This is a genomic window from Ralstonia sp. RRA, from assembly GCF_037023145.1.
Taxonomy (GTDB): domain Bacteria; phylum Pseudomonadota; class Gammaproteobacteria; order Burkholderiales; family Burkholderiaceae; genus Ralstonia.
Genome location: NZ_CP146091.1, coordinates 691,997 through 706,200, shown reverse-complemented (window position 1 = coordinate 706,200; position 14,204 = coordinate 691,997). Strand labels below are relative to the sequence as shown.

At 66.1% G+C, this 14,204-nt stretch carries 10 protein-coding genes; 2 read left to right on the top strand and 8 right to left on the bottom strand.

Annotation, left to right across the window (positions count from 1 at the left end; all coding sequences use genetic code 11):
* Nucleotides 1-80 precede the first annotated feature (80 nt).
* Complete coding sequence (locus V6657_RS03425; RefSeq protein ID WP_048935135.1) at nt 81-932, top strand: symmetrical bis(5'-nucleosyl)-tetraphosphatase; 852 nt, start codon at nt 81-83, stop codon at nt 930-932.
* Between the two features lie 9 nt (nt 933-941).
* Here the strand turns inward: V6657_RS03425 and V6657_RS03420 are convergent, their stop codons facing one another.
* From V6657_RS03420 to V6657_RS03390, 7 genes are all read right to left on the bottom strand, one after another.
* Nucleotides 942-1,739, bottom strand: a complete 798-nt coding sequence (locus V6657_RS03420) for a lysophospholipid acyltransferase family protein (RefSeq protein WP_048935136.1) — start codon at nt 1,737-1,739, stop codon at nt 942-944.
* Nucleotides 1,726-3,003, bottom strand: a complete 1,278-nt coding sequence (locus V6657_RS03415) for a dihydroorotase (protein ID WP_048935137.1) — start codon at nt 3,001-3,003, stop codon at nt 1,726-1,728. The genes V6657_RS03420 and V6657_RS03415 overlap by 14 nt, the downstream gene beginning before the upstream one ends.
* A gap of 8 nt (nt 3,004-3,011) precedes the next feature.
* Nucleotides 3,012-3,983: an aspartate carbamoyltransferase catalytic subunit gene (locus V6657_RS03410; RefSeq protein WP_027678022.1), complete on the bottom strand. Its 972-nt coding sequence runs from the start codon at nt 3,981-3,983 to the stop codon at nt 3,012-3,014.
* A gap of 65 nt (nt 3,984-4,048) precedes the next feature.
* Nucleotides 4,049-4,567 carry a bifunctional pyr operon transcriptional regulator/uracil phosphoribosyltransferase PyrR gene (pyrR, locus tag V6657_RS03405; RefSeq protein WP_048935138.1) on the bottom strand — a complete coding sequence of 173 codons (519 nt, stop codon included), beginning with the start codon at nt 4,565-4,567 and terminating at the stop codon, nt 4,049-4,051.
* Nucleotides 4,564-5,001, bottom strand: a complete 438-nt coding sequence (gene ruvX / locus V6657_RS03400) for a Holliday junction resolvase RuvX (protein ID WP_048935139.1) — start codon at nt 4,999-5,001, stop codon at nt 4,564-4,566. Before ruvX ends, pyrR begins: the two co-directional genes overlap by 4 nt.
* Nucleotides 4,994-5,566 carry a YqgE/AlgH family protein gene (locus V6657_RS03395; protein WP_048935140.1) on the bottom strand — a complete coding sequence of 191 codons (573 nt, stop codon included), beginning with the start codon at nt 5,564-5,566 and terminating at the stop codon, nt 4,994-4,996. The genes ruvX and V6657_RS03395 overlap by 8 nt, the downstream gene beginning before the upstream one ends.
* 83 nt (nt 5,567-5,649) lie before the next feature.
* Nucleotides 5,650-6,399 (bottom strand): pseudouridine synthase, encoded by a 750-nt coding sequence (locus V6657_RS03390; RefSeq protein WP_048935141.1) that lies wholly within the window; start codon nt 6,397-6,399, stop codon nt 5,650-5,652.
* A gap of 109 nt (nt 6,400-6,508) precedes the next feature.
* Here V6657_RS03390 and V6657_RS03385 point away from each other — a divergent pair, with 109 nt between their 5' ends.
* Entirely contained in the window at nt 6,509-8,059 is a 1,551-nt protein-coding gene (locus tag V6657_RS03385; protein WP_048935142.1) for a deoxyribodipyrimidine photo-lyase, read from the top strand.
* A 63-nt stretch (nt 8,060-8,122) separates the two neighbouring features.
* Here the strand turns inward: V6657_RS03385 and V6657_RS03380 are convergent, their stop codons facing one another.
* Nucleotides 8,123-14,197, bottom strand: coding sequence for an Hpt domain-containing protein (locus tag V6657_RS03380; protein ID WP_048935143.1), 6,075 nt, complete (start codon nt 14,195-14,197; stop codon nt 8,123-8,125).
* Between the last annotated feature and the right edge of the window lie 7 nt (nt 14,198-14,204).

Genomic DNA, 14,204 nt, shown 5'->3' with positions numbered 1-14,204 from the left:
TCATCTTTTTGTAGCATGCTGTAACACAACTGAAATATTGCGATTTCGGTTGGTCTTGAGCATCGCTCGTCTCATTTCACATGACTATCACGTCGAGCCCTCCCCACGCCATCGGCGACCTCCAAGGCTGCTGCGCCCCCCTCCAGTCCCTCCTGACCGCGCTACCCGCCAACACCCCCCTGCGCTTCGTCGGCGACCTCATCAACCGCGGCCCAGACTCTCTCGCCACGCTGCGGCACGTGATCGCGCTATGCGAAGCGGGCCGCGCGCGCACGGTGCTGGGCAACCACGACATCCACCTACTAGCGGTCGCCGCCGGTGTGCGCAAACTAGGCAAACGCGACACCATTACCGAAATCCTAGCTGCTCCCGATAGCGACCAACTCATCACATGGCTGCGCCACCAGCCGTTGGCCATCTTCGAAAATGGCTTTCTGATGGTGCACGCCGGCGTGCTGCCTCAATGGACGACCGGTGACGTATTGGAACTGGCTGGCGCGGTGGAACGCGAACTGCGTAGCGCCCATTGGAAAACCTTCCTGGCCAATGCTTTCGGCAACCACCCGGACAAGTGGAGCAACGATCTCGTCGGCATGGACCGCCTGCGGCTGACGATCAACGCCCTCACCCGCCTGCGTTTCTGTACGCCCGACGGCGCAATGGAGTTCGAGACGACGGATGCGAAAGGCGCTCCGGATGGCCACATGCCGTGGTTCGATGTGCCGGGCCGGCGCACACGCGGCACGCCGATCGTCTTCGGGCATTGGTCCACGCGCGGGCTGGTGATGCGCGATGACGTGATGGGGCTGGATACGGGCTGCGTCTGGGGCGGCAAGCTGACGGCGGCGAAGCTGTCGCTGGCGCCGGCCGGGCGGGACGTGATTCAGGTGGCGTGCGAGCAGGCGCAGGACCCGCTCGCGCACAAGAAGTAACCGCTTGGCCTAGCCCGCGCGGGCGATCAGGGCCGCGACGGCTTCCTGGCTGTGCGCGGCCAGCGCGCGGCGGTCCATCTCGGGGGCCACGGCGGGGCCGACGAACACTTCCACCACCAGCGGCGGCCCGTTCAGGATGGCGTTGATCGTATCCATCATCGACAGATCGCCGATATAGGCGGGAATGGTCGTCAGCTCGCCGGTCGCGGCAATGCGATAGCGCAATGCCACAGGCCGGATCGGCGCCCCGGCGCTCACCGGTGCCTGGAACAGGTTCGCGTGGAACGGCAGCAGCTGCAGACCATCGGAAGTCGTCCCCTCGGGAAACACGCAAATGGCATCCCCTGCACGCATCGCGTCGGCGATGGCGTGCATGATGCGGTGCGCATCGCGCTTGCGGGCGCGCTCGACGAACAGCACGCCGGTCTGCGCGCACAGCCAGCCGATCACCGGCCAGCTACGGATTTCCGATTTGGCGACAAAACGCGGCGGGTACCAACTGTTGATCGCGTAGATGTCGATCCACGACACGTGGTTGGACACCAGCATCGAACCCGCCAGGTCCTTGCCCTCGACCGGCTCGCCATGCACGACAAGCGAGACGCGGAACAGCGCCAGCAGCTTGCGCGACCAGCGTTGAATCAGCGCCTGCTTGGTGTGCGGCTTGATCCACCAGAACAGCAACGCGCACGTGGTCAAGCCCTCGACCAGATGCACGAGCAACCGCAACTTGCGCAGCAGATGCTTCCGCTGCGGCGTGCCGGTCTCGCCGGGTGCGCTTGCCACGGGTTGGTCAATGCCCGTCATAGGCAAGGTGGCCGGCAACCAGCGTGGCGCGCACGCGGCCAGCCAGTTCAAAGCCCAGGTACGGCGAGTTCTTGCCCTGGCTGCGCAGGCTGCGCGGCTCGACCTTCCAGGTGGCGTTCGGATCGAACACGCACACGTCGGCCATCGCACCGACCTCCAACGAGCCCGCTTGCAGACCCAGCACGCGCGCCGGCTCGCTGGTGATGCGGGCAAGCGCCTTCGGCAACTCGACCTTGTGCTCGGCGGCCCAGCGCAGCGTCAGCGGCAGCAAGGTTTCGAGGCCAGTCGCACCGGGCGTGGCCTCGGCAAACGGCAGTAGCTTTTCGTCGTCGTCCACGGGGGTGTGGTCGGAGCAGATCGCGTCGATGGTGCCGTCGGCCAGCGCGCGCACAATGCCGTCGCGGTCGCGGCCCGAGCGCAGCGGCGGCACAAAGCGCATCTGCGAATTGAAGTAGCCGATGTCGACGTCGGTCAGCGAGATGTGGTGGACGTTCACGTCGCACGTGACCGGTAGGCCTTCTGCCTTGGCAGCGCGCACGAGTTCGAGACCGGCGGCCGACGACAGGCGGCACAAATGCACGCGCGCGCCAGTGCTGCGCATCAGTTCGAAGATGGTGTGCAGGCGCACGGTCTCAGCAATCACGGGCACGCCGGAGAGGCCCATGCGAGACGCCAGCGGGCCGCTTGCCGCCACGCCGCCCTTGCCCAGGTAGGGATCTTCGGGACGCAGCCAGACGGTAAAGCCGAAAGTGCGCGCGTACTGCAGCGCGCGCATCAGCACTTGCGTATCGGCCATCGGCGCATCGGTCTGCGAGAAGCCGACGCAGCCTGATTCGGTCAGCTCGGCCATCTCGGTCAGCACCGCGCCCTTCAGGCCAACGGTGAGCGCGCCCAGCGGATACACGTGCGCCTGATTCAGGTTGCGCGCGCGGAACTTGAGCATCTCGACCAAGCCGGGCTCATCCAGCACGGGGTCGGTATCCGGCGGGCACACCAGCGAAGTCACGCCACCGGCCATGGCGGCAGCCATTTCCGACTCGAGCGTCGCCTTGTATTCGAAACCGGGCTCGCGCAGACGGGCAGACAGGTCGATAAAGCCCGGGCTGACGATCAGGCCCGTCGCGTCGACCGTCTTGTTGGCATGGAAATCCGCCGGCGCGTGGCCGACACCGACCACCTTGCCCGCAGCGATGTACAGATCCTGTTGCGCGTCGATGCCGTTGGCCGGGTCGATCAGGCGGCCGCCTTTGATATGCAGTTTCATCGGTCTTCTTAGTCGTTATTGCCGGCAACAATGCCCATCACGGCCATACGCACGGCGATGCCGAACGTCACCTGGTTCAGGATCACCGATTGCACGCCATCGGCCACGGCGGAGTCGATCTCCACGCCGCGGTTCATCGGGCCCGGGTGCATGACGATGGCGTCGGGCTTGGCCAGCGCCAGGCGCTCCTGCGTGAGGCCGTAGGCCTTGAAGTATTCCTGCGCGGACGGCAGCAGCGCGCCGCTCATGCGCTCGTTCTGCAGGCGCAGCATGATGACGACGTCCACGCCCTTGAGGCCCTCTTCCATGTTGTGGAAGACGCGCACACCCATGTGCTCCAGGCCACCGGGCAGCAGAGTGCGCGGGCCAATGGCGCGCACTTCGGCGCAGCCCAGCGTCGTCAGCGCATGGATGTCGGAACGCGCCACGCGCGAGTGCAGGATGTCACCGACGATTGCCACCGTCAGGTTGGAGAAATCCTTCTTGTAGTGGCGAATGGTGAACATGTCGAGCAGCCCCTGCGTGGGGTGCGCATGGCGGCCATCGCCCGCGTTGATCACGTGCACGTGCGGTGCGACGTGCTCGGCGATCAGGTACGGCGCGCCCGAGCTCGCGTGCCGCACGACAAACATGTCCGCCTGCATGGCCGACAGGTTGTTGATCGTGTCGAGCAGCGACTCACCCTTGCTGGTGGACGACGCATTGATGTTCAGGTTGATCACGTCCGCCGACAGCCGCTTGGCCGCGATCTCGAACGTGGTGCGCGTGCGCGTGGAGTTCTCGAAGAACAAGTTGAACACGCTCTTGCCGCGCAGCAGCGGCACTTTCTTCACCTCACGGTCGGAATCCGACACGGAGACGAACTGCTGCGCGGTGTCCAGCACGTGCGTGAGGATGTCGCGCGACAGCCCCTCGATCGACAGCAGGTGCTTGAGCTCGCCGTTTTTCGTGAGCTGCGGGTTGGCGAAAGTCTTGGGCATGAGAGACGAAAGGCGACGAGGTCAGTACAAATCAGGTCAAAGCAGATGCGACGCGACGCGCGAACTCAAGCACCCTTGGGCTCGCGCGTGAAGGTGAAGCGTGCGGAGGCACCCTCACCGGATTCGCTCAGCACGAGCGACTCATTGGCGGGCAGCGTGACGCGTTCACCGATGTAATCCGGGGCGACGGGCAACTGACGTTCGCCGCGGTCGACCAGCACGGCCAGCTCCACCGCAGCCGGGCGGCCATAGTCGAACAGCTCGTTGATGGCCGCGCGGATAGTGCGGCCGCTGGCCAGCACGTCATCCACCAGCAAAATGCGGCGCTCGTTCACGTCGAACGGCAGTGTGGTCGGCTGGGCCTGGGCGTGCAGGCCCTTCTTAGCGTAATCGTCGCGGTGCAGGGCGACGTTGACGACGCCGTATTCCGGCAAGCCCAGGTCATGCGCCAGGCGCTTGGCAATCCAGGCGCCGCCGCTGACGATTCCAGCGACTGACCAGGCATGGCCGTCGGCCATCCGCGTGCGCAGCTGTGCAACGAGGCTCTGGTAGAGGGCCTCGGCATCGATCTGTTGCGATGTCATGATTCGTCGAAGAACTGTTGGAGGATGATGCGCGCGGCTTCCGCGTCGAGCACATCGTCGGAGGCGCCGGCATCCTGGGCGGCGATCGACGAGTAGCGTTCGTCTACCCAGGTGACCGGCAGGCCATAGCGGCCATGCAACTGATTGCCGAAGCGTTTGGCGAGCTTGATCATCGGCTGCACCTCGCCATTGGGGCCATCGGGGTGCACAGGCATACCGACGACGAAGCCGACTGGCTGCCACTCCTTGATCAAGCGCGTGATCTGTTCGAAGCGAAAATCGACCGAACGGTTGGGAATGGTTTCCAGCGCCCGTGCCGAGCGTGAAATCGTATTGCCCAGCGCCACGCCGATGCGTTTTTCGCCGTAATCGAATGCCAGCAAGGTGCCTTCTAAGGGCACGGGGGCGATGGCCGGATGCACCGGCTCAGGCATGCCCTGCCTCGCCTGACAACATGGCGGGGTTGATACCGAGCAGGTTCAGCGCAGCGGCAAACCGCGCTTCGGCAGGCACACTGAAAATGATCTCGGGATCAGCCTGGACGGTCAGCCAGCCGTTGCGGCTGAGTTCGTCTTCCAACTGGCCGGCGCTCCAGCCGGCATACCCGAGGGTCAGGATGAAGCGCTGCGGCCCGCCGCCCTGGGCGACGGCTTCCAGCACATCCTTGGAGGTGGTCATTTCCAGCCCCCCCGGCACGGCCAGCGACGACGAATACGCGCCGGTGGCGTCATGCAGCACGAAGCCGCGCTCGGTCTGGACCGGGCCGCCGTAATACACGGGCTGTTCTGCGAGGGGGTGGATTTCGAGCTTGAGATCGATCTTGTCGAACAGTGTCGCCAAGTCGATATCAATGGGGCGATTGATCACGAGCCCGAGCGCGCCGCGCTCGTTGTGCTCGCACATGTACACGACCGCGCCCGAAAACGTGGAGTCCGCCATGCCAGGCATAGCGATCAGGAACTGATTCGTGAGATTGATAGGTGCGTCCGGCAGGGCCATACGATTAGTTTACCAAAAGCCCCCGGCCGTCGCCCCTTTCATTTGGAGGAAACGGCTTCGGCGGCAAGATTTTTTGTGCTGACTCAGGCACCCGAGCCGGTCGCGTGCGGCGGCGTAGCATTCAGCGCTTCCAAGTCAGCCGCTTCGAGCCAGCGCCATTCGCCCGGCGCGAGATCCCCCAGCGACAGCCCGCCAATCGTGCTGCGATGCAACCCGGCCACGTGGTTGCCCACCGCAGCCACCATGCGTTTCACCTGGTGGTATTTACCTTGCGTGAGCGCCATGCGCAGGTGGTGCGTGTCGACACGCTCGGCCCAGGCGGCGCTCACGTTTTCATTCTCGTCGGCCAGCAGCACCCCGGCACAGAGCTGCGCGACCTGGGCGTCAGTCACCGGTTCGGCAGTGGTGATTTCATACACCTTGGGCACTTGGTGACGCGGGCTGGTGAGTGTGTGGACGAATTGGCCATCGTCAGTGAGCAACAGCAGGCCGGTGGTGTCCTGATCGAGCCGCCCAACGCACTGCACGCCGCGCTCGCGCAGCGGTACCGGCAATAGCGTGTACACGCTCGGATGGTGCTTCGGCTTCTGCGAGCACTCCACCCCGGCCGGCTTGTTAATCATCAAGTAGGCGCGTGCGTGGTAGGTCCAGCGTTCACCGTCCACGTCGAGCACCAGGCCGGCGGTATCGACCAGCGCGTCCGGGTCCTCCATCTCGACGTCGTTGATGAACACCAGCCCCGCGAGCACGAGGTCCTTGCAATAGCGGCGCGTGCCGAAACCCTGGGATTGCAGAATGCGATACAGCGGAAGACGGGCAGAAGAAGCAGTCATGACAACAACGTGAAGAGGGAATGCGGCGTGGTTTGCCGGATTTTGCCGGGTTTCACCGGGCATATTTACGATACGCTCGGCCAATCTTCAAAACAGCCGACCTCGCCCGATGCCACCCATCACCGGAAAACGCCAGCCCTATGCCATCGGAACGCATTTTCAGCGCGGTCTGGTGTGGTTCCGGCGTGATCTGCGGCACTTTGACCACGCGGCGCTGCATTATGCCCTGCGCCACTGCCGCGAGGTCTATTGCGTGTTCGTGTTCGACCGCGACATCCTCGATGCGCTGCTGGCGCGCGGGCTGAAGACAGACCGTCGGATCGAGTTCATCCGCGCGTCCATCGAGGAGCTACGCGGCGCGCTGCGCGAAGCCGGCGGCGACCTCACCGTCGTGCACGATCACCCCCGCCACGCGATTCCCGATCTGGCGCGCAAGCTGAACGTCGACGCCGTCTTCGCCAACCACGACGAAGAACCCGACGCACAGGCACGCGACGAAGCCGTGCGCAAAGCGCTGGAGCAGCAGCCGTGCGCGTGGTTCGACTTCAAGGACCAGGTAATTTTCGAGCGCGACGAAATCCTGAACGGCCAGGGCAAACCGTATGGCGTCTTCACGCCTTACAAGAACGCCTGGCTGGCCGCGCTCACGCCGTTTGACCTGCGCGCCTATCCGACAGAGCCGCACTTCGGCGCGCTGGCCAAGGTGTCGCAGGCGCTGACGCACGCGACACCCTCGCTGGACGCGCTGGGATTCGCCCCTTCCAACCTATCGGAGATCGCCCTGCCGACCGGCATGGCCGGCGCCGAAGCGCTGCTCGATGACTTTGAAGTGCGGATGGACGACTACCATGCACGCCGCGACTTTCCCGCCGTGCGCGGCCCCAGCTACCTGTCGACACATCTGCGCTTCGGCACCGTGTCGATCCGCACCTTGGCCGCCCGTGCGCACGCAGCCATGCTGCGCGGCAGCCAGGGCGCGGCAACCTGGCTATCGGAACTGATCTGGCGCGACTTCTATTTCATGATCCTGCACCACCGACCGGACCTGGCGGACGGTGCCTCATTCCACCCGGAATTCGACCGCATCCGCTGGGTCGACGGCGAGACCGGTGACACGCGCTTCGCGGCATGGAAGGCCGCGCGCACAGGCTATCCGCTGGTAGACGCCGCCATGCTGCAAATCCACCAGAGCGGCTACATGCACAACCGCCTGCGCATGGTGGCCGCCAGCTTCCTCATCAAGGACCTGGGCATCGACTGGCGTCGCGGGGAGCAGTACTTTGCCGACGTGCTCAACGATTTCGATTTCGCGGCCAACAACGGTGGCTGGCAGTGGGCCGCTTCCAGTGGGTGCGATGCGCAACCATGGTTCCGCATCTTCAACCCGGTCACGCAGTCGGAGAAGTTCGACCCGCAGGGCCGTTTCATCCGCAAGTACCTTCCGCAATTGGCGAGGCTGCCCGACAAGTACCTCCACGCACCGTGGACAGCACCGGCCAGTGTGTTAAAGGAAGCCGGCGTGGTATTGGGTGAAACGTACCCGCATCCGATCGTCGATCACGCAGCCGCACGCGCGGCCACGTTGGACCGCTACGCCGTCACAAAAGCCAATCGCACTTCAGGCGCGGAAGCCGCCGCGCTGAGCAAAAGCGACGCCTAATAACGCACCAAAGACAACGGGCCGGTATGCACCGGCCCGTCATCCTTTCTGCCTCAAGTGGCGTCAGCCCGCGTTGGCCGCCGGCGCGCGTTCGCCGATCAGGTTGCGCAGGTGCTGCAGCAGCTCCTCTTCGTTGTACGGCTTGCCGAGGTAGACGTTCACGCCGATCTCCGCGGCGTAGCGGCGGTGCTTATCCGCCGTACGCGAGGTGATCATGATGATCGGCGTGGCGCCGATGCGCTCGTCGGCACGCACGTTGCGCGTCAGGTCGAAACCGTCCATGTGCGGCATCTCGATGTCGACCAGCATGGCGTCCGGCGTGATCTCCTGCAGCTGACGCAGTGCATCCACACCATCACGCGCAAGCACGGCCTGATAGCCCGAACGCGTCAGTAGGCGCTGCGTGACCTTACGCACCGTCAGCGAATCGTCGACCACCATGACGATCGGCTGCGTGGCCAAGCCCGGCACGGCGTCGGTGTTGCCGCTGCGCGAGAGCTCTGCCACGGCGCCCGTGGTTTCCTGATCGGCCTGCGGCAAGCCCAGCGCGGCAGCTTCGCGCTCGAAGCGCTGCGTGAGCACGACCGGGTTATAGATCAGCACGATCTCGCCGTCACCCAGCGTGGTCGCACCAGCAATACCTTCCAGACGCGCGAGGTGCGGGCCGATGTGCTTGACCACCACTTCGCGGTTGCCGATCACTTCATCGACATGCACGGCGGCACGGTCTGCACCGCTGCGCACCACCACGGCCGGCGAGTACTTGCGACCGCCCGTGACAGGCTGCGCTTCTTCAAGCAGCGCGCCGAAGTAATGGAACGGCACCGGACCGGTCGGCAGTTGCATCGCTGCAGCGTTGTACGCCTCGGCCAGTGCCTGCGGACGCAGTTGCTGCACGTGGTCGATCATGCCCGACGGGATCGCGTACACACGCTCGCCCACGCGCACCAGCAGCACCTGCGTGATAGCGGTGGTCAGCGGCAGGTGGATGGTGAAGCGCGTGCCGACATCCGGCGTGGTCTGCAGCGAGATGCGGCCACCCAGGGCCACGGTCTCAGCACGCACCACGTCCATGCCCACACCGCGGCCAGCCAGCTCCGAAACTTGGTCAGCGGTGGAGAAGCCCGGCGTAAAGATCATCTCGGTGAGGCGCGCGTCGCTGGCTTCTTCGTCGGGGGCCAGCAGTTGACGCTCCAGTGCGCGGGCACGGATGCGGTCGAGGTTCAGGCCGCCACCGTCATCGACGAAGTTCAGCACGACTTCGTTGCCTTCCTGCTGCACTTCCAGCGTCAGTTCACCCGCAGGCGATTTGCCCTTGGCGCGGCGCTCGTCGGCGGATTCAATGCCGTGTGCAACAGCGTTACGGATCATGTGCTCGAGCGGGCCGCCCATGCGGTCCAGCACGCTGCGATCCAGTTCCACCGTACCGCCCTTGATGAACAGGCGGACTTCCTTGCCGGTTTCCGACGCAGCCTGGCGGGCTACGCGATACAGCCGGTCGGCCACGGTATCGAACTGCACCATGCGCGCGCGCATCAGGCTGCGCTGCAGGCCACGCGTAAGGCGCGCCTGCGTTTCCAGATCGAGCGAGGCCTGGTCGAAACCGCGGAACAAGTTCTGCTGCACGGTTGCCACGTCGTTGACGGACTCAGCCATCATCCGCGTGAGTTCCTGCAGGCGCGTGAAACGGTCGAACTCCAGCGGGTCGAAGGCTTCGGCGTGCGCTTGCGCGTCGGCAATGCGCGATTCCATCTGCGTTTCGGCCTGGATTTCGATCTCGCGCACCTGCGAGCGCAAACGCGCCACGTTGTCGTTCAACTCCGACAGGTAGGTCTTAAGCGCATCGACTTCAGATTCCAGACGCGCACGCGCGGCACCGACTTCACCGGCATCGTTGATGAGCGAGTCGAGCGCACGCGCCTGCACACGCACCATGGCGCGCTGGCGTTCGGCCACTTCCAGGGCCTCGGCTTCTGCGCTGCGCGTGCCGGTCAGGTCAACGTTGGTGGTGGCGGCCACGGCCGGCAGCATCGACGTGCCGGGTGCGACCTGCGTTTCATCCTGCGTCTGCGGTGCCTCTGCCGCTTCTGCCAAGCCGGCATCCAGCGACAGCACCTTGCCCGACCCCAGCGCATCGACGTGTGCCTGGATACGGTCGAACCACATGTAGAGCTTGCGGAACAGCGCGTCGTCCACGCGGTTCTGGCGCAGGCCGCTCTCGATAGCGCTTTCCATTTCGTGCGCAGCCTGGCCCAGTGTCATGGCGCCGGCCATACGGGCACTGCCCTTCACGGTGTGCAGGTTGCGCAGCAACAGACCGGAGGCAGCGCGGTCCTGCGGCGCGGCTTCCCAGGCGCGCAGGTGCTGACCGAGTTCGGGCAGGGCAACGTGCGCTTCTTCCAGGAAGATTTCCAGCAACGCCGGATCCAGCGCGTCAGCCGGCGCCTGGCGGACCAGTTCACCAACAGCCGGTTCGGCCACGGGCGCCTGATAGGCCGGTGCCAGCTGCACCAAATCTGCGGGCTGCTGGAGCTGCGTGAAAACGGGCACTTCCGCCAAGCCAGCGGTTTCGTCCCCAGCCTGTGCGATCTCGACAAAGGCTTGCGGGGCCGGCTCCATTGGCAGACGCGGGCGCACCAGCACGCGCTCGCACAGTTCCTCCAGACCGCGGCGCAGCGGCTCGTCGGCTTCCGGCCAGACACTGGCGGCAAACTGGTGCAGCATGCCGCGCATGCGCTCGACCGCCTGGTCGAGCAGGCGGAAGTCGCCCGGGTGCATCGCCACCGGACGGCTGTTCAGGTTCAGCAGCACCTGCTCCAACGCGTCGGCCAACTGGCGCACGGGCTCCAGTTCGACCACGGCGGAGCTGCCTTGCAGCGTGTGCGCGGCGCGCAGGGCCAGCTCGCTCGGCGGCGTGCGGCCTTCGTGACGCCATTCCGAGAAATCCACGCCCAGGCGGCGGATCAGATCGTCGGCTTCCTGCAGGTAGACGTTGTACAGCGCCACGCTCACGCGCACCGGGCCGATGACCTTCACGCCATCGTCGTGCGGCGCTTCTTCCGCCGCACCGGTCTGCGCGAACGGGAACGGGATCACCTTGGCGTCGCCTTCTGCGGCAACCGGCTCAACAGCAGGCGCTGTCGGCTCGACCAGTTCGGCGGCAAGTTCCGCAACCGGCTCGATAACGGGCTCCGAGACCAGCGGTGCGGTCGCCTCCGGCATCGGTGCGTCAACCTCCGGCAGCGTGGGCTCGTCATCCCACGTGAGCGTGATCGCATTGTGCGATTCAGCAACCGGTTCGACCGGTGCGGCAGGCGTTTCTACCGGCTCCACCAACCCCACAGGCTCGGCGGCCAGATCGAGCGATGCAGCCGCTTCCACTGCCGGCACCGGCGGTGCTGCGTGCTCGGCGGGTTCGTGCGTTTCCGGCACCGTCTCCAGCCAGACGAACGGACCACCGTGGCGCACGCGCTCGGCAGCGGCGACCAGCGGCTCGATCGGGTGATCGGCCTGCGGCGATTGCGCAATGGCGGCCGCCCATGTCGACAGTTCGGATTCCGCGCGGGTGAGCAGCGCAGCCAGATCATGCGAGGGCACGCGGCTCTCGGCCAGCCACACGTTCATCACCTGCTCGATGGCCCAGGCGGCCTCGCCGTAGCGGGTGAGGCCAACCATGCGGCCCGAACCCTTGAGCGTGTGGAACGCGCGGCGCAGTTGCGTCAGCAGGTCGAGGTCGGAGCCAGCGGCCAAGCCACCGGTGCCTGCCTCGGCCGCGGCGTTCAGCGCGTGCAGATCGGTGCGCACACCGGCCAGCACTTCTTCGGCTTCGGACAGGAAGATGTCGAGCAGCTCGGCATCGATGGATTGCGTATCGCGCGCAGCGGTGGCCGGTGCGGGTGCAGCTTCGGCCGGTGCAGCAACCGGTGCGGCCAGCGCAGCCTGCAGGCGCTCCAGCGAGCCGGCACTGCCGACCTGCCATGCGTCGAACTGTGCGAGCGCCTCTTCCAGACGGCGGCGGCGTGCCGGATCATCGTCAATGGCGGCAGCGTCGCGCGCTTCCTGCAGCGCGGTGCGCAACTCGGCGGCCAGCGGGTCGGTCGGGTCGACCGGATGCTTGGCGAGCAAGCGGTCGAGCAGCGATTGCAGCGGCGATGCAACGTCGGCCGTAGCCGCGTGCTCGGCGGCGTGTGCATCGGCCTGCGTCTCGCGGCGGGCCAGCATGCCGGATTCCGCATCGAAGGCAAATTCGTGCCAGGCGGTTTCGCGCTCGGTTGGCGTGAGCGTGCCTGCGATGACGATCTCGTCGATCTGTGTGCTGGTCAACTCGGTACCGGCCGACAGCGCATCGAGAAAACCCTGCAGGCCGCTGGCGTTGGCAGCCAGTGCACCCAGATAGCGTTCGCGATCGGCTCCTGCGCCCTCGCCTGCCGCTTCCAGCGCGGCGATGGTCGATTGGGCGGCTTCGGTGGCGTGCACGGCCTCGTAGGCATCAATGGCAGCAAAGGCGCCCTGCATCTCGCCGAACAGGCGGCTGGCTTCCTGCAGGCCACCGCTTTGCTCGCCCTCTCGCTCGAAGGCGTCAAGGTGCGTTTCGGCCGAGGCTAGTTGCGTCTGCAGCGCGCGCACCTGCTCTGCGCGCGCGCGGCGATGCGCGGTTTCTTCGGCCAGCAGGGACAGCCATGCCGGTGCGGGCACCGTGTCACCTGCCTGCGTGGCGCGAGCGTGTTCGGCCAACTCATTGCAGCGGGCGGCAAACCACGCGCTGCGCAAATCGCCGGATTCGCCATGCAGCGCCCAGGGGCGGGCCAGCATGCGCGAGAGGAATTGCAGCGTGGGCGCGACATCGTGGCCGTGCGCTTGCGCCAGGCGTTGCGACAGATCTTGCAGCGCGGGCTGGCCCAGTGCCTCGGTATGCAGCGCGAGCGTCTGCAGCGCGGCATCGGCTTCTTCGGCGTCGGGCGCGGATTGTTGGCTCAGTGTTTCCAGCGTGCGGCCCACGCGTTGCAGCGTGTCGGTGGCATCCGCCGGCAGCAGCGCGTAGTACTGGCGCGTGTGCAGCGCACCGGCCGGCGCGTGCGTGGGCGGAATCGCAAAGGCTTGCACGCAGGCAACGATATCCGGGCCCAGCGTGTCGTCACCCACCGGCGTGGCGGGCGCGTTGCTGTAGGCCATGCCAGCCAGCAGATACAGCGCGTCGGTCAGCAGGCCTTGCGGCAGGTGGACGTTGTTGTGCGAGTACTGACGCAGCAGCAGGTTGACGCGCGCAGCCAGGCGCTTGGCAGTCATGTCGGCCGGCACCAGCCCGGCCCGCAGCGCGCCGAACGTCAGCGCCAACACGAGCCACAGATCGCGCTGCAGATCATCGCCAGCGCGGCGCGGTTCGCGTTCAAGTGCGCGAATGCCGTGCAGCAGTTCTTCCAGCGGCGCGTAAGCGGCGGCAGCGGCAGCCGGATCGGCCTGGGCGCTGTCTGCGTTGGATGTCGGCGCACGCAGCGCAGTCAGCAATGCGAGTTCGAATTTGCGGCGCAGACGCGCCAGCCCCGGCAGATCGCGCGAGGGCAACAGCAGCGCCGGCAGGTGGCGCAGCTCGTCGGCCCACAGGTCCGCCGGGTGGATGCGTTCTTCGCCCAGGCGGGCGAGCACGGCTTGATACGGTTGGAACAGGCGCAGCGGCTCTTCAGCCATGCCGGCCATCAGGTCGGCCACGTATTCCTGCAGCGCCTGCACGGCGCGCGAGAACACGTCCAGCGTGTGTGCATCGGCCTGCACGGTGCCGGCATCGACGGCTTCGAGCAAGCGCTTGGCGGCCTGGCAATACACGTCGATGCCGCGCAGGCCGACGATCAGCAGCGCGCCGGCGGCCTGGTGCAGGTACTGACCGGCCAGGCGCAGCGAGGTGGTATCACGCGCGCCGATGACTTCCGGGTTGGCAATGACATCGGCCGCATATTCGCCGAACTCGCGCACGGCATCGTCCAGCGCGGCGCGCATGTTGGGCGCAACCCAAGCCAGCGCGGAGAGATCGCGCGCCGGCGCAACAGGCTTCGGACCGAATGTCTGACCCCCGGCTGAGGCTCCGGCCGCCTCAAGCGAGGCGCGCTCGGATGCTTCGGGCTGGGCGGAAGATTGATGACGCATGTGTGCT